This is a genomic window from Paraflavitalea sp. CAU 1676 (genome assembly GCF_029223285.1).
GTDB lineage: Bacteria > Bacteroidota > Bacteroidia > Chitinophagales > Chitinophagaceae > Paraflavitalea.
Genome location: NZ_JARHUJ010000007.1, coordinates 261755 through 276978 on the forward strand (window position 1 = coordinate 261755; position 15224 = coordinate 276978).

Consider the following 15224-nt stretch of genomic DNA (forward strand, 5'->3'; position numbering starts at 1 on the left):
AAGATTCATGTCTGTTTTAATATACATCGATCAGGCCGATGGCCACGTAAAGAAAGCATCTCTCGAAGCCCTCAGCTATGGCGCTAAAGTGGCCGCGCAACTGGGCACCACTGCCGAAGGCGTAGTACTGGGCACCGTTACCGAAGACCTCGCTGCCCTTGGTAAATACGGCGTTAAGAAGATCCACCACGTATCCAACGATACCCTCAATCACTTCGATGCACAGGTGTTCACCGCCGTGATCGCCCAGGCAGTAACCGCTGCCAACGCAACCGTCGTGATCTTCTCCAATAATGTAGATGGAAAAGCCATCGCCCCCCGCCTCTCTGCCCGCCTCAAGGCCGGCCTGGTGAGCGGTGCTGTGGCCCTGCCCGATACCAGCAATGGATTTGTGGTAAAAAAGAACGTATTCTCCGGAAAGGCATTTGCCAATATTGGTCTCAATTCGGCCATCAAGATCATTTCCCTTAACCCCAACTCGTACAAAGTAGAGGCAGGAGAAGGAACAGCCGAGGTAGCGGCCCTCAATGCCACCGTAGAAGCTTCCAAAGTAAAAGTAACCAAGGTTAATAAAGTGACCGGCGAAGTACCCCTCAGCGAAGCAGAGATCGTGGTAAGCGGTGGTCGTGGTTTGAAGGGACCCGAAAACTGGGGTCTGGTAGAAGAACTGGCGCACCTGCTGCACGCTGCAACCGCCTGTAGCCGCCCTGTGGCCGACGTACACTGGCGCCCCCACCACGAGCACGTGGGTCAAACCGGACTCGCCATTGCCCCCAACCTGTATATTGCGATCGGAATCTCCGGCGCCATCCAGCACCTGGCCGGCGTAAACCGCAGCAAGGTGATCGTGGTGATCAATAAAGACCCCGAAGCACCCTTCTTCAAGGCAGCCGATTACGGTATTGTAGGGGATGCGTTTGAGGTAGTGCCCAAGATCATCGAAGCAGTGAAGAAATTGAAGGGAGTAGCTTAAAATTCAGCTATTTCTATACAATAAAACTTGTAAATGCGGTTGATTGACAACCGCATTTATTTTTAGCAAAAAACCCTTAGTTTCGTGCTTTCGTATGAAAAAAATTGAGTTGGAAATAGTCGCGCTGTCACACAGCATCACCCAAACACATTCCTATGCAGTCGTACTGGGTGAAGTGAACGGACTGCGCCGGTTGCCCATAGTCATCGGCGGTTTCGAAGCACAGGCCATCGCGGTTGCCCTGGAAAAGATGCATCCCAGCAGGCCCCTGACACACGACCTCATGAAGAATTTCATGAATGCTTTCACCATTGACCTCCAGGAAATCATCATCTGCGACCTCCAGGAAGGTATTTTCTACTCCAAGCTGGTATGCGTTAGCGAACACGATACGGTAGAGATCGACTCCCGCACCTCCGATGCCCTCGCACTCGCCGTGCGCTTTGGCTGCCCCATCTATACATACGATAATATCCTCGAAAGCGCCGGCATCCTCATGGAAGACCCCTCCGGCAAGAAAAAACAGCCCAAAGAAGCCGTGGCCGCCGAAACAAGCGCCGGCTCCAACGAAGACCTCCGCGCCATGACCCTCGAAGAGCTCAACACCCTCCTCAATGAGGTATTGGACCAGGAAGACTATATCCGGGCCATCGCCATCCGTGACGAGATCAACAGCCGCAAAAGAGGCCGGTAATGATCCTTTTTCCCAATTGCAAGATCAATCTTGGCTTACACATCACCCGGAAGCGGGCCGATGGATACCACGACCTGGAAACAGTGTTCTATCCCCTCCCCCTGCGCGATGCAGTAGAGATCGTCCACACGCCCACCTCTGCCCAGGGATTTCCCCTGCACGAAAGCACCGGCGCCGTCGACCTGCACCTGACCGGATTACCCGTAAAAGGTCTCCCGGCCGATAATCTGTGCGTGAAGGCCTGGCACCTGCTGAAAAAGGACTACCCAGGCCTGCCGCCCATTCAACTGCATTTGCACAAGCATATACCCATGGGAGCCGGACTCGGTGGAGGTTCTGCCGACGCAGCCTTTACCCTCGTGTTGCTCAACGATAAGTTCAAGCTGGGTATATCCACCGACCAACTGCTCGACTACGCCCTGCAACTGGGCAGCGATTGTCCCTTTTTCATCATCAACAAGCCCTGCGTAGCCACCGGCCGCGGCGAACTGATGGAGACGATCTCCCTCGACCTGTCGAAATATACCTTCCTGCTGGTGTATCCCGAACTACACATCAACACCGGCTGGGCTTTTTCGCAGATCACCCCTGCCCCCGGCGCACAGCCCCTCAGCGACATCGTGCAGCAGCCTGTCGAAACCTGGAAAGATACCCTCATCAACGACTTTGAAGCACCAGTTTGCCAGCTCCACCCGCAATTGCAGCATATTAAAGACACCCTGTATGCAGCCGGCGCCGCCTACGCCTCTATGACCGGCAGCGGCTCCAGCTTTTATGGCCTGTTTGCTGACGGAAATGTACCTACGGACTTATTTCCCAGCTATAAAAGCTTTATTATATAAGCATATTTGGCATCATGCCGACACACCTCCCCCTTTCACAATCCGGTCAAAAGATCGTATCTTCGTTACTCAATCATTTTATTATCAACACAGGCACTTACATAGTTTACTTCCTGTTGCAGAACCTCGATCTGCTCAATCACTAAAGCTGCACCCGGCGGCCGGCAGCCTCCTGCCGGACCATAGCTCACGTCCTGTTGGTTCCCATTTTCATCACGTTTACGCTCATTATTATGCAACCTACTATCATGCTGTCCGATAAGACAAAATATTACCTCGATCTCGAAGAAAAATACGGCGCCCACAACTATCACCCGCTGCCTGTGGTATTGAACCGCGGCGAAGGTGTTTTTTTATGGGATGTGGACGGCAAACGCTACTTCGATTTCCTGAGTGGCTACTCGGCCGTAAATCAGGGCCATTGCCACCCTACCATCGTTGCAGCATTGATAGAACAGGCACAACAGCTCACACTTACTTCACGCGCCTTTCACAGCGACTTGCTGAGTGAGTTCACACAATACATCACCCGTTATTTCGGGTACGATAAAGTGTTACCCATGAATACCGGCGTAGAAGCAGTGGAAACCGCCATCAAACTGTGCCGACGCTGGGGCTATGATGTAAAAGGTATACCCGCCAACAAAGCGAAGATCATCGTATGCGCCCATAACTTCCACGGTCGCACCAGCACCGTCATCTCTTTCAGCACCGATCCTTCGTCGTACGATCGCTTCGGCCCCTTTATGCCCGGCTTCGAAGTAGTACCTTATAACGATCTCGCAGCGCTCGGCGCTGCCTTGCGCGACAAGGACGTGGCAGGCTTTCTCGTAGAACCCATACAGGGAGAAGCAGGCGTAGTAATACCCGACGAAGGTTACCTCGCCACCGCCAAACAATATTGCGAAGACGCCAACGTACTCTTCATCGCCGATGAAATACAGACAGGCCTCTGCCGCACGGGCAAAATGCTGGCCTGCGATCATGAAGATGTACGCCCCGATATACTCATCATCGGTAAAGCGTTGAGTGGCGGCACCCTGCCCGCTTCTGCCGTACTGGCCGACGACCCCATCATGATGAACATCAAACCCGGCGAACACGGCTCTACCTATGGTGGCAACCCACTCGCCTGTAAAGTATCGATGGCAGCCCTCCGTGTGTTGCAAGACGAAAACATGGCTGCCAACGCTACAGAGATGGGCGACCTGTTCCGCCGTGAACTGGTAGCTATCCACTCACCACACATCAACCTCATTCGCGGTAAAGGATTGCTGAATGCGATCGTGATCGATCATCCCAATCAGGAAGCCGCCTGGGATCTTTGCCTCGCCATGAAAGACCGTGGCCTGCTGGCAAAACCAACGCATGGCGATAAGATACGCCTGTCGCCACCACTGTGCATCAACCGCGATCAGGTACTCGAAGCAACTGCTATCATCATGGAGAGCTTGAAAATACTGGATTAAAGTACAAGCTGCCTCCATTTCACAAGTCGGTCATTCAATCCAAAGCATTGCCTGCATGGTGCTGAAATGACGGCCTTGGAGCGCTGTCTTTTTCCCAACAACGATTAGAATTCCCAATTCTGGATTCCCGCCCCGCTTTGGTGTCTGATGCACCCCAAAAACGGACGGCCTGTAATACCATTTCAGGCCAGGCGGCGTTATTACCCTCAGGTAGGATTTGTATCCACCACCCATTCATAATCCTAAACAAGTATCAATGAAGAAAACCATCCGTTCCCTTATGCTCGTATTGGGCACCGCAGTACTTTTTACGTTTTGTAAAAAGGAAGGCAATAGCTTCAAAAATTCATTTACCGTAAATGGCAATAGCTATTCGACCAACTATGCCATCAATACCGGTTACGAAAACAGCAACGGCGTCGTGACCTATTCCGATTTCTTTATCTCCTCAATCGATTTTACCTCCCCCAACTTTAACGGCAGGGTAAACGGCGTAGGCCTCACCTTCGATAATGCCGAACCAACACCCGGCACTTATACATTCAAAGATGACTCCGATCCCAGCTACAATCCTGCCACGAACTTCTTCGATGCTTATGCATTGGTAGATGTTGACTGGCAAACGGGCGGAGGTACCGAGTACGGTAACATCACCAGCGGCACAGCCACTGTTACGGTGAGCGGATCGCGGGTAACGATCAATTACGACCTCAACTTCAACGGCACCCGTTTAACCGGCTCCTACAGCGGTGCGGTAAAAATGGTCATTGAAGAAGAATAAAATATCTCCCATACAACAACAAAAAGGCCGTCGGGGAACCCCGACGGCCTTTTCCTTTATTAAAAGTCCTTATTTTTTATTCTCTATCACCTTCATATCCGGCAGCAGCGTCATCACCAGCAGCCCGGCAGCTGAAACCAGCATCACCCAGATACCCGCCAGCTTGGTAGGACAAATGCCCTTATAACAGCCGGTAAACACGATAAAACTCTTGATCGCATAAGCCAGGGTGAGCGCCCCCACCAGTAGGTTCCAGCGTTTGGCCCATACCCGGGGCACAAGGAAAAAGACGATCGCTACCACCGCCATCACCACAAACACCTTACCCGGCTTACCGTAGTTATTGTTCTCGGAAAAGAACCCCGTAAACGACTTGTTGAGGTCGGGATAAAAGGCCCAGGGTATAAAACAGCTGATCACCAGTAAAATTGCGGCACCGATGCCGATCCATTGAGAATACTTCATAGTTGAAAAAGAGGCGGCGAAGATAAACAAAACAGTGGAGCCGCAAGCAGCTGCTGCATCCCCCTGCTGAACAATTAAAAGCAACAAACTGCAGTAACGGTCAACAAATGAGCTGATTATATGAGCTAATCAGGTGGCGCTTCCATCCATTAAGGGCAAAATAATAGCCCGGGTAGACACCCAGGCTGACCAAAACTAACTGCTAATATGAGAAAATGCACTTGTTAGACTCTTTCGCATTAGCCGGGATTGCGGCCCGGCCACATTAAAAAATACGACCATCCTTTTAATATGGTTGGGCAAAGCCCGGTGGTCTTCCCTATTTCTTTTCCAGCACGGGTATCAGGAACTTACTCACTTCGGGTGTATGGTGCTCGTTCAGCATAATAGCCTCCATCCGCCGAACGATATCGGGATATTGCGCCGCCAGGTCACGTTCTTCACGCGGATCCTTTTCCAGGTCGTATAGCGCTGTTTTAATGACCCCCTTCATCAGGTTAAGACGAATGGCCTTCCAGTTGCCCATCCGCACAGCCTGCTGACCACCGTACTCGGGAAACTCCCAGTACAGATAATCATGCTGCTTTTGCGCCGCCGGTTTGCCGAGAATGGTTGGTAAAATGCTCACACCATCTATATCCGCCGGAGGCTTGACACCCAGCAACTCACAGAGGGTGGGCATCATATCGATATTCGCCGAGACCAGGTCGGACGTTGAACCCGCCTTCACTTTCCCGGGCCATTGAACGATAAATGGTTCGCGGATGCCGCCTTCATGCAGGAAGCCTTTGCCATAGCCAAATTGGCCACGGAAGGGACCAGCACTGTTGAAGAACACCGGATCAACGCCTGCATTACCCGCCGGTCCGTTATCGCTGCAGAACATGATGATGGTATTGTCGTACACCCCGGTCCGCTTCAATTCAGCGATTAGTTGCCCCACCTGCTCATCGAGCGTGGATATCATCGCTGCATATGTAGCCCGCGGGTAGCGGCAGGGGAAATAAGAATCGCCTAAGAAAGGTTTTTCATCGCCAAACTTCTGGTGGTAATAATCCACCCACTTCTGTGGCGCCTGCAGCGACACGTGCGGCAGCGGAGAGGGATAATAGAGAAAGAAGGGTTTGTCTTTGTTTTTATCGATGAACTTCACCGCTGCCTTGATGAGGAAATCGGGCGTATAGTCTCTTTGCTGGTAGATGGCATAGTTGGCCGGGTTGTTCGGATCAAGGCTATCAGGGAACTTCACCGCCGGGTCCATCACTTTATTGCTCAACGCCACGCGGTCTTCATTTTCCCACAGGTGACCAGTATAGTAGGTATGATCCTGCCGTTGGCAGATGAAACCATAGAAATAGTCAAAGCCCTGGCGATTGGGCACGCCGCTGGTAAAGGGAGCGCCGAGCCCCCACTTACCTACCATGCCCGTGGTGTAACCGGCACTTTTAAGCACTTCAGCAATGGTGAGGGTTGAATCGGGAATTGGCCTTTGCCCTTCGAGAAAGGGATTGGCCTCCATGGCTTTAAAATCCCATACGGGACCTCGCTCACCCCATTCGTCGTTGCCGCGGATATAGGCCCTGCCGGAGTGCTTGCCCGTCATGAGCAGGTAGCGCGAAGGCGCACAAACAGGAAAAGTATAATGCTGCGTGAAGCGCATGCCGTTCTTAGCGATCTGGTCGATATGGGGCGTTTCGATCTTCTGTTGCCCGTAACCCCCCAGTTCACCATAACCGAGATCATCGGCCAGGATGTATACGATATTGGGCCGGCGGGGCGATGTCACTTTCGGTCTGGCAGATTGAGCCAGCGTACTAAGGACAGAAAAAGTCAGCGATAGCAGTAACAGGTATTTGTACATAGTGCGGAAGCTTTATAGAGGGCCGAGCCGCATACATTGCAGCGGCAATAGCCGGTTCAGCACCCTGAAAATAAAGGAATTTAGCTTCGCACGAAGCAAACTTAGGTGTGCACACGTTTGCGCTGAGGACGCTTAAAAATTGAAACCTATGTGGATGATGTAGCGGTATCCGAGGGTGCTGGTGCGCATGACGCCATTAGCATCGATCTGCTCATCACTGAAAACATAGTTCATGCCTGGAAACTTTTGCGTAAGCGCTTGTTTCAGTCCGTCTACGATTTGTGCTTTGGTGGCAGGATCGATATTGCTATCAAAGGTTGCCTTGTAATTGTAGATCCCCAATCCTGGTCCGGCCAACACGAGGTCCAGCGCAACACGTTTCCAGAATATAAACTGGTACCCTAACTCAAAACCGATGGTGTGGATGGAGAACTTTGAATTGGACGTCACACTATTCGTAGCGGTGCTGTTTTTACGTTGCCATTCCAATTCATTCTTAAACTGATTGAAGGAGTAATAAGGACCTATATACAAGCCATGCGGTGCATGATGTTTATTTTCGCTGGCGAGGTAAAAACGGTAATCGATCGAAAGATTAACGCCACTTCTTTTGCCATCTTTTTCTACGTGAAAACTATCGGTCGAGATGCTGACCAGTTTGGGTAACGAAATGCGACCCACATTAACAGAAATGCTTTGCCGGTGCGAAAGGAGCCGCTCGTATCCAAGAACGACATATTGATCGGCCCCGAAAATGAGCGCTCCGGACAGATTGTACCTGATAATATTTTTTCTATAAGGAGTTGTATCGCTTGTGGCGTTTGTTTCCTGCGCTGTGCTGCCTTGGGCAACCAGGAGAAAGGATAAGAGGCAATATAAAAATGTTGCTCTCATATTGATGGCGCGTATCAAAGACACTGCCGAAATACCTGTTCCGCCAACAGCGAAATAGATTGTTTTAGCTTTTCACCCCAGAAAGGCAACCTGTGTTGCTGCGTCCTATCCGGGAATGCTGAGTATCAGCCGCTTACTTCCTATTTCCCCTATCAATCACATGGATCTCATAAATCGAAGGAGGCGCCGAGGCTTTGGTGATGCGCAGGCGCAGCTTGCTGCTGCGGTAACTCCGCACCAGCCTGATCACTTTGCAGTCGCCCATCGGTTCCTGCCCCAAATAGACCGTTTGCCATTGACCGTTCAGCCAGGCATCCACACTGTACTCCTGGATGCGCGGCAACCTTACCTGCGAAAAACCATCGGGCAGCTCTTTTGTATCCTTGTACTCAAAGATGCTGATCTTATTGAAAGACTGTGCAGGATTCAGCGCGATCTCGATCGTCGCAAGCGTATCCTTCGAAGCCCAGCGGCTATCGAGGTTGCCATCGGTGAGTTTAGCCGCATCATAACGGTTGTCATTATCTGGCCAGGTGCTGGTGGCCGTTGCCGGTTGCAGCAGCGAAATAAACCTGCCATTGCGCGGTAATGGCTTGCCCGCCGTAATGCCCAACCGATTGCCCAGTTCGATCACGGCATTTGCTTCATATTCGCGGATGCGACCCGTTTGATCGGGTGGCACATTAATGACCAGTGAGTTCTGGTTATCTGTACACCAGTAAAACAATTCCTCCAGTTCGTCAGCTTCACGTACCGGTAAGTTCATCGACTTCTGAAACCAGTTCCACCGGTGACTGAGACACAATGTATGTTCGAAAGGAAGATAATACGACTTGCCCTCGTGCAGGTATTGCTTCTTGTCGGCTTTATTGGCCAGCTTGGGATCCCAGAGGCGAAAGTCGGAGGGAAAGTATTGGAAGTAGTATTTATTATCGACCGTCATATCAGCAGGCGGTGTAAACTTACGCTTCCCCTCCTCATTAACGATGGTATGGTTTACGCTCACCGCACAGGCCGGACTGTATTTCTTCACCAGCTTATAGATCTGGTCCACACCCCACTGCTCCGGCTTACGATCCCACCCGCCATCGAGCCACAACTCGCAAATGCTGCCATAGTTCGTAAACAGTTCCGTAAGCTGGTTGAGCATGTAGTTGATATACACCTGCGGATCTTTGTCTTTGTACGAAGCTTCATGCCGGTCCCACAATGAATAGTACACCGCGAACTGGATACCATATTTTTTGCAGGCATCCGATACCGCCTTGACCACATCGGTCTTAACAGGCGAGGAGGCCACATCGTAGGTCGTGTACTTACTATCCCACAAACAAAACCCGTCATGATGCTTCGTGATCAGCAACACATACCGGAAGCCGGCCTCTTTAGCCGTACGCACCCATTGCTCCGGATCGAGCTGCGAGGGATTGTATTTCTCAACGGGAATCGAACCGTCCGACCATTCCATATCGGTAAACGTGTTGACGCCAAAGTGAATGAACATGCCATATCCTCTTTTGATCATGGCCTGTTGCGCCAGGTTGGGACTCGTCGCTGGTAATAAGGTTTGGGCAATACTGACATGCAGGCTGATCAGGGCCGGGAACAGGAAGCTTAAGAACCGGATGGTACGCATCGTTGAATGGGGGTGATTGGTAAAGCTGCGTGCCGGCCCTCAGGCACAGCGCAGCAGCGGATAAGCTCTAAGATAATGAAAGGCCGACAAAGGTCATGCGCAACCGGGTGCGCAGGCAAATTTAGATTTCTACAAGTCAGCTAATTACAATATCTTACAAACTCATCGACGTAGTTATTCTCACCTCCCCTTTTTTCCCTTTCCTTTTCGACAACTGCCTTTCTGTTCCGGGTCTGATCCTGTCAATCATTCTATTAAACTATAGCCCATTGGCTCATTAGCCGGTGGTTCAAAATCAATCGTATGAAGTTTATTTACCTGGCTTCGGCCTGCCTGACTTTGATTGTAAGTACTTCCCATGCTCAACTCGTTATCAAGCCTGCACTCGGCATCAACTTCACCGATTTCTCGAAAGACCCCGGCACGGGAGAATACAAATCAAAAGTTGGTTACCAGGTGGGTGGCAGTGTGGAGATCGGTCAGAAACTGTATTTCGAACCCGGCCTTTACTGGACCCACAAGAGTACCGAATACACCACCACCAGCAGCAGCGGTCAGAATATCGATTACAACATGAGCGGCATTCGTATTCCACTCACAGTTGGCTATAGTATACTCGGCGGCACAAAGTCCCTGGTCAATGTAAGGGCATTGGGTGGCTTCTCCGGATTCTTCCTCACCTCGATCAGCGATCTTGATAAAGACGCGTTTAATACAGCTACCTGGGGCCTGTATGCCGGCGCCGGCGTCGACATCATGATGTTCTATATGGATTTCCAGTACGAGTGGTCACTCAGCAAGGTGGGCGATGATGTTACCGTAGCAGATGTGGGTAAGACGAGAAGTTTGTTCATTAATGCGGGAATTCGGTTCAGGTTGTAATACTATTGTAACAACGACTGCAATTTTACCAGATCGAGGGTTGCCTGGATATCCGCAAACAGCTTTTTATCAGCTACTGAGAACATATATTCCTTCGCGGGTTCATATTTAAAGAGATCGATTACCAGTATCTGCAAAGCGGAAGGTGGAAGTTTCGGATCAAAGAAGCCCGGATTGATCTGCATATACTGCCGGCTGTTAGGTCCTATCATGGGTTCCACCTTCTCCTGAACCGAAAGACCTGCCAGCTCCTGCTGCAACTTCTTAACGTCGGCATCGAACTTATCGACCATCTGCTGCTGGTCGCGCAGGCTTTGAATTTCACAGGCTTTGTACATGCTATCCTGTTGCCGGATGCCCTGGAGAAATTTTTCCTTATTGGCCTTTGCCTTCACGGGGTCCTCTTTGGCCGCCCATTCAAATCCTTTCATAGCCGCCTCTATATTCTTATCCTTGCTCTTCAACCATTGTTGATAGGGACTACCCTCCCGGAAACTCTTCTTTACCTCATCCGCCCGCTTTTGCGCAGCAGCGATCTCTATCTGAAAGTATCGCTCCTTCGGCAACGGAATAAACAGCGGCTCTTTGCGTTTGGTAATCACCACCAGGTTGCCGTATACGGGAAACCCCTGCTCCTGGCGCGTTAAATATGGTTCTTCAAAATATTCATCTTTACCAACGGTGATACGGCTCACAATACGGCCTATGCTGTTGTAATGAATATTGAGCGAGGGTCCTTCAGCATCCCTTTCCACAACCGTGCTATTGCCTCTCCGGAAATACTCCTGGAAAATAAGACTTGATTCAGCGGTTATCACCTTACCGCCATCACAATTGTGTTCGCACAGCGTGGCAAAAATGTCTACTTCATACCCCCTGGGCGGATTAAGTACCGGCAACTGGTGGATCAATTCAACCACGCTGGCCATATTGGCGCGCATTTGCAATTGCTGTTGCTGGTTGAAACCGAAATACGCCGCCCGGCTGAACGAGATACCCTTCATGGGTGCAGGGTTCCAACTGAACTTTTCCGGCACATTGGTATATTGGGCAGATGCAACGGTGTGGATAGTCAGTTGTACAAGCAGCAGGATCGCCAGACTTGGTCTCATGGTACATGGTATTACGGAGCAATAATACTGATCGGCTTGCATCGCACAGGCGCTCCTGCGACGAAGTACGCCTTCATCAGCCCAAGCGACTAAATAATACGACCACTGCGGGCAGTCGACCCGCAAAAAAAAGCAGCCAGGGCAACTGGCTGCTAAAGGAAGGCGACTGATAAAACAAGCCTCTTATTGTAATACTGACTGTATTTTGAGGAGGTCGAGGGTTTCCCGGATCCCGTTCACCAACGCTTTCTCATGGTCGCAGAACGTCTGATCATAAAGCCTCGTACCCTTTTGGTATTTGTACAGATCAATCAACACAAGCTGTACCGCGGAAGCAGGTAATTTGGGGTCATAGAAATTCGGATTGACGCGCACCAGGGTTCTTTTGTTGAAGCCTATCACGGACTCCTTTTTCTGTTCGGGTGTCAGCGCTGCAAGTTCCTTTTGCAGCTTTGTAAGCTGGTCCGCCCTTTCCCATTCTTTTGCCTCGGCAATGTCCAACTTCAACTTATGCTCACGCGTGATCGGGATGAACAACGGTTCTTTGCGTTTGGTGATCACCACAAACTTGCCATAGATGGGAAACCCCTGCACATAACCATCAATCTCCGGCTCATCGAAAACAGCCTCCGGATCAACGCCCGTATTATTGATCAACCGGCCGATATGATTGAAGTGAACATTCAGCGAAGGGCCTTCCTGGTCCGTTTTGACCGGCCCGTTGCTGCTCACCCGGCTATACTCGAGAAAAATGGCGCCCGACTCTCCGGCAATTACTTTTTTACCTTCGCAGCCATATTCACAGAGCATGGCGTATAGCCCTACAGAATAGCCTTTGGGCGGATATAGCATAGGGGTTTGATGAATAGCCTCCATCACCTTGGCCATATTGGCCCGCATATCCAATTGAAGCTGTTTAGGGAAACCCCAAAAACCAGCCTTATTGAAGTTGATGTTTTGCGTGGGCGCTGGCCGCCAGTCCCCCTTTTCTGTAGCCAGCTCATGCTGCCTGGCCATCACCCCCTGGGCACTCAACAGGGAACCAACAGTCAAAAGAAAAAGCAATGGTTTCATCGTAAACGGATTAGCCCTCAATATTAAGCAGGAAGAAGGGGTACTGCCGTTGCTTTATCACGAATACGCCAAAATATCGCTTGAACCGACAAAATACCGACATAACAAGAATCTCCACATCAATCAATTGACATCGACTACAAAACGGAGTAACAACGACACGAAGCCGGTCGAAAGAACTACCAATCACCTCTAAAGGAGTAGAAATGCCAATGCGGCAAACCATTCATCGCAATATTTACACGTGTAGGTTGCCAAAACCGCACTTAACCCGGAAATAGTTTGATGCCGCCACAATGGTTTGCACTTTTGTTGCCGAAAGGATCAATGCCGGTCATGCAGCAACATCCCTCCTGCATATACCAGGTGATGGCAACGATCCATTTTTAAAACCATGAAAAGCATTTTAGCTATGCAAACAGCCACTATTCCGTTTACCTTGTCTGCCGACCTTATCGAAAAAGGCCCTTTGAAAAAAGATTACGCATTCCTGAACGAATTATTTATCAGCGAGTATGAGCAGGATCCGCAGGCCGTGCTCAGGCAGTTTGAAAACATCCGGCAACAGGGAGGTGTATTCACTTCGCCAGCTTCCATTTCCGGTTTCTGTTACCTGCAGCCTTATGGATATGCAGGCGACTTTCAACTGATCGACCGGCTCTACACCAACTACCGCGGCGCGGGAACTGCTGTTCAACGGTGGGACGATTTTGCGCAGTCGCAACCGGCCGCCGAAGCCGTACGCAACCGTAAAGCTTATTTCATCGATCTGCTGCAAAGCAAACAGCTATCGCGTGTGTTGAATATCGCCAGTGGCCCCTGCCGGGATATCAAAGAGTATTATGATGCGCAGCCCGCATCGGACACCCTCATCGACTGTGTAGAACAGGATGGCCGCGCTATTCAATATGCCCAACACCTCATCAACCACGATGAGCGGGTACGATTCATTCAGCAAAACATACTCACGTACAGGTCTACCCAGCAATACCAGTTGGTATGGAGCGCCGGCTTGTTCGATTACTTTACCGATGCCGTATTCGTGCGCGTGCTGCGCAAATTGCTTACCTGGGTAGAACCCGGCGGCGAACTCGTGATCGGTAATTTCGTAGAGGGCAACCCCAACAAGGCCTTTATGGAAGTAGGCATGAACTGGTTCCTGCACCACCGCAGTCCGGAGCACCTCATCGACCTGGCCCGCGAAGCAGGCGCCACCGATTGGGCTGCCCGCGTAAAGAAAGAACCCGCAGGCATCAACCTGTTCCTGCACCTGCAGAAACCTGCTTAATAGATTCACTATAAAAAATGGGGCGTCTCATCTATTTGAGACGCCTCGTTTTTGTATGCGAAAACATATTATGCTTGCTTATCGCCGGGCATACCACCAGTAGGACGTTCGTCTGGCTTGGCCGCTTTCATATCGCGCGTATTCTTTTGCACCGCAATAGCACCAAATATGGCGAGCGTATACGACATCGCATAGAAGCCTTTTTCACTTTTGTTAAGTTCCGCATTCCACAACCCAATCGTGAGCAGCAGGATCGATAACAAGGTAGTGAACCAGGCTATACCATAGTACAGGTTGGTAACTGGTATACCTTCAAGTTGGTCGCGCACGGATTTTTGAACCGAAATGGCCGAGAACAGGCCAAACATCAGTACTGTGAAGTAATATCCTTTTTCATTCAGCGCCATCTGGGCATTCCATAAGCCTACATTGAAAGCGATCATACCAGCCAGCAGGGCTATCCACGAAGCGGCAATAAAGGCGGCAGAAGGAGCAAGGGTTTGCTTGGGTTCCATATGTTTGTTTTAGGTTCCCAAAACTAACACGGACAAATGGGGCTTTATTTGACAACAGTCAAATAGCGATCAAGGAAATGTTAAAGGCCCGAGGCCATGATTTACAACTCACTATGCACAGGTTACAGGTCAACGCTATTATCCGCACCTGCCCTACAGCTTACTGCGTATCCGGCTCAGTGTTTCCTGCGATATACCAAGATAGGCAGCAATATAACCAAGTGGCACCCGGTCGAGCAGGTGAGGCGATTGCTCCATCAGTTGCAGGTAACGTTCAGAAGCTGTGCGGAACTGGGCGTTGACAAATCGCTCTTCCAGCCGGATATAATACTTCTCGTAAGCAATGCGCACCAGCCGCTCGATATCATGATGATCATTAAACAGGGCGGTTAGCCGCTCCTTCGTGATCGCCCACAATACACAGCCTTCCATCAACTGAATATTTTCCACAGCAGGCACTTCAGTGATAAAACTGTGAAAAGAGGTCACAAAGTCGTTCTCAAAGCCAAACCAGTGGGTGATCTCCTTGTCGTCGAGGTTATAATACCCCCGCAGACATCCCTGCTCCAAAAAATACAGGTGCCGGCAAACCCTTCCCTGGCTGATGAGGTATTCGTTTTTGGGCAATACATGCTTGGTAAAGCATTCAGCCAACGCTTCCCGGGCTTCATCGGTGAGGTGGTAAAAATTCTTCAGGTGGCGAAACAATTGGTCCATACAGTCACGGGGTTACACATT

The 15224-nt window shown here is 50.5% G+C and carries 16 protein-coding genes; 8 read left to right on the forward strand and 8 right to left on the reverse strand.

All coding sequences use genetic code 11. The annotated features are described in order from the left end of the window. Positions 1-7: 7 nt before the first annotated feature. The 6 genes from P2H89_RS23490 (at position 8) to P2H89_RS23515 (ending at position 4759) form a co-directional block, all read left to right on the forward strand. Positions 8-973: an electron transfer flavoprotein subunit alpha/FixB family protein gene (locus P2H89_RS23490; protein WP_275831542.1), complete on the forward strand. Its 966-nt coding sequence runs from the start codon at positions 8-10 to the stop codon at positions 971-973. A 94-nt stretch (positions 974-1067) separates the two neighbouring features. Next, complete coding sequence (locus P2H89_RS23495; protein WP_275831544.1) at positions 1068-1667, forward strand: bifunctional nuclease domain-containing protein; 600 nt, start codon at positions 1068-1070, stop codon at positions 1665-1667. Next, on the forward strand, positions 1667-2509 hold the full coding sequence (gene ispE, locus P2H89_RS23500; RefSeq protein ID WP_275831546.1) for a 4-(cytidine 5'-diphospho)-2-C-methyl-D-erythritol kinase: 843 nt from the start codon (positions 1667-1669) through the stop codon (positions 2507-2509). Before P2H89_RS23495 ends, ispE begins: the two co-directional genes overlap by 1 nt. A gap of 14 nt (positions 2510-2523) precedes the next feature. Then, the gene (locus P2H89_RS23505; RefSeq protein ID WP_275831548.1) at positions 2524-2655 is read left to right on the forward strand and encodes a hypothetical protein; all 132 of its coding nucleotides are present in this window, start codon (positions 2524-2526) and stop codon (positions 2653-2655) included. Positions 2656-2742: 87 nt separating this feature from the next. Next, positions 2743-3978 (forward strand): ornithine--oxo-acid transaminase, encoded by a 1236-nt coding sequence (gene rocD / locus P2H89_RS23510; protein WP_275831550.1) that lies wholly within the window; start codon positions 2743-2745, stop codon positions 3976-3978. A 256-nt stretch (positions 3979-4234) separates the two neighbouring features. Further along, positions 4235-4759, forward strand: coding sequence for a hypothetical protein (locus P2H89_RS23515; RefSeq protein ID WP_275831552.1), 525 nt, complete (start codon positions 4235-4237; stop codon positions 4757-4759). 69 nt (positions 4760-4828) lie between these two features. Here P2H89_RS23515 and P2H89_RS23520 read toward each other — a convergent pair whose 3' ends face one another. From P2H89_RS23520 to P2H89_RS23535, 4 genes are all read right to left on the reverse strand, one after another. Then, positions 4829-5224 carry a hypothetical protein gene (locus P2H89_RS23520; protein ID WP_275831554.1) on the reverse strand — a complete coding sequence of 132 codons (396 nt, stop codon included), beginning with the start codon at positions 5222-5224 and terminating at the stop codon, positions 4829-4831. 319 nt (positions 5225-5543) lie between these two features. After that, the gene (locus P2H89_RS23525) at positions 5544-7085 is read right to left on the reverse strand and encodes an arylsulfatase (RefSeq protein ID WP_275831556.1); all 1542 of its coding nucleotides are present in this window, start codon (positions 7083-7085) and stop codon (positions 5544-5546) included. Positions 7086-7217: 132 nt separating this feature from the next. Further along, positions 7218-7979 (reverse strand): hypothetical protein, encoded by a 762-nt coding sequence (locus P2H89_RS23530; RefSeq protein WP_275831558.1) that lies wholly within the window; start codon positions 7977-7979, stop codon positions 7218-7220. Between the two features lie 133 nt (positions 7980-8112). After that, the gene (locus P2H89_RS23535; RefSeq protein ID WP_275831560.1) at positions 8113-9615 is read right to left on the reverse strand and encodes an alpha-L-fucosidase; all 1503 of its coding nucleotides are present in this window, start codon (positions 9613-9615) and stop codon (positions 8113-8115) included. A 303-nt stretch (positions 9616-9918) separates the two neighbouring features. Between P2H89_RS23535 and P2H89_RS23540 the strand changes: the two genes are divergently transcribed. Beyond that, positions 9919-10497 (forward strand): outer membrane beta-barrel protein, encoded by a 579-nt coding sequence (locus tag P2H89_RS23540; RefSeq protein WP_275831562.1) that lies wholly within the window; start codon positions 9919-9921, stop codon positions 10495-10497. Positions 10498-10499: 2 nt separating this feature from the next. Here the strand turns inward: P2H89_RS23540 and P2H89_RS23545 are convergent, their stop codons facing one another. Further along, on the reverse strand, positions 10500-11609 hold the full coding sequence (locus tag P2H89_RS23545; protein ID WP_275831564.1) for a hypothetical protein: 1110 nt from the start codon (positions 11607-11609) through the stop codon (positions 10500-10502). A 183-nt stretch (positions 11610-11792) separates the two neighbouring features. Next, complete coding sequence (locus P2H89_RS23550) at positions 11793-12683, reverse strand: hypothetical protein (protein WP_275831567.1); 891 nt, start codon at positions 12681-12683, stop codon at positions 11793-11795. 394 nt (positions 12684-13077) lie between these two features. Here P2H89_RS23550 and P2H89_RS23555 point away from each other — a divergent pair, with 394 nt between their 5' ends. Beyond that, positions 13078-13971: a class I SAM-dependent methyltransferase gene (locus tag P2H89_RS23555; protein ID WP_275831569.1), complete on the forward strand. Its 894-nt coding sequence runs from the start codon at positions 13078-13080 to the stop codon at positions 13969-13971. A gap of 68 nt (positions 13972-14039) precedes the next feature. Here P2H89_RS23555 and yiaA read toward each other — a convergent pair whose 3' ends face one another. Together yiaA and P2H89_RS23565 are read right to left on the reverse strand one after the other, a co-directional pair. Continuing rightward, positions 14040-14486, reverse strand: a complete 447-nt coding sequence (gene yiaA / locus P2H89_RS23560; protein ID WP_275831571.1) for an inner membrane protein YiaA — start codon at positions 14484-14486, stop codon at positions 14040-14042. 153 nt (positions 14487-14639) lie between these two features. Beyond that, the gene (locus tag P2H89_RS23565) at positions 14640-15203 is read right to left on the reverse strand and encodes a Crp/Fnr family transcriptional regulator (protein ID WP_275831573.1); all 564 of its coding nucleotides are present in this window, start codon (positions 15201-15203) and stop codon (positions 14640-14642) included. Positions 15204-15224 lie beyond the last annotated feature (21 nt).

What these genes read in the sequence shown, in the direction of transcription:
- P2H89_RS23490 (WP_275831542.1), top strand. Translation starts at nt 8, where the DNA reads ATGTCTGTTTTAATATACATCGATCAGGCCGATGGCCACGTAAAGAAA.
- P2H89_RS23495 (WP_275831544.1), top strand. Translation starts at nt 1,068, where the DNA reads ATGAAAAAAATTGAGTTGGAAATAGTCGCGCTGTCACACAGCATCACC.
- ispE (WP_275831546.1), top strand. Translation starts at nt 1,667, where the DNA reads ATGATCCTTTTTCCCAATTGCAAGATCAATCTTGGCTTACACATCACC.
- P2H89_RS23505 (WP_275831548.1), top strand. Translation starts at nt 2,524, where the DNA reads ATGCCGACACACCTCCCCCTTTCACAATCCGGTCAAAAGATCGTATCT.
- rocD (WP_275831550.1), top strand. Translation starts at nt 2,743, where the DNA reads ATGCAACCTACTATCATGCTGTCCGATAAGACAAAATATTACCTCGAT.
- P2H89_RS23515 (WP_275831552.1), top strand. Translation starts at nt 4,235, where the DNA reads ATGAAGAAAACCATCCGTTCCCTTATGCTCGTATTGGGCACCGCAGTA.
- P2H89_RS23520 (WP_275831554.1), bottom strand. Translation starts at nt 5,224, where the DNA reads ATGAAGTATTCTCAATGGATCGGCATCGGTGCCGCAATTTTACTGGTG.
- P2H89_RS23525 (WP_275831556.1), bottom strand. Translation starts at nt 7,085, where the DNA reads ATGTACAAATACCTGTTACTGCTATCGCTGACTTTTTCTGTCCTTAGT.
- P2H89_RS23530 (WP_275831558.1), bottom strand. Translation starts at nt 7,979, where the DNA reads ATGAGAGCAACATTTTTATATTGCCTCTTATCCTTTCTCCTGGTTGCC.
- P2H89_RS23535 (WP_275831560.1), bottom strand. Translation starts at nt 9,615, where the DNA reads ATGCGTACCATCCGGTTCTTAAGCTTCCTGTTCCCGGCCCTGATCAGC.
- P2H89_RS23540 (WP_275831562.1), top strand. Translation starts at nt 9,919, where the DNA reads ATGAAGTTTATTTACCTGGCTTCGGCCTGCCTGACTTTGATTGTAAGT.
- P2H89_RS23545 (WP_275831564.1), bottom strand. Translation starts at nt 11,609, where the DNA reads ATGAGACCAAGTCTGGCGATCCTGCTGCTTGTACAACTGACTATCCAC.
- P2H89_RS23550 (WP_275831567.1), bottom strand. Translation starts at nt 12,683, where the DNA reads ATGAAACCATTGCTTTTTCTTTTGACTGTTGGTTCCCTGTTGAGTGCC.
- P2H89_RS23555 (WP_275831569.1), top strand. Translation starts at nt 13,078, where the DNA reads ATGAAAAGCATTTTAGCTATGCAAACAGCCACTATTCCGTTTACCTTG.
- yiaA (WP_275831571.1), bottom strand. Translation starts at nt 14,486, where the DNA reads ATGGAACCCAAGCAAACCCTTGCTCCTTCTGCCGCCTTTATTGCCGCT.
- P2H89_RS23565 (WP_275831573.1), bottom strand. Translation starts at nt 15,203, where the DNA reads ATGGACCAATTGTTTCGCCACCTGAAGAATTTTTACCACCTCACCGAT.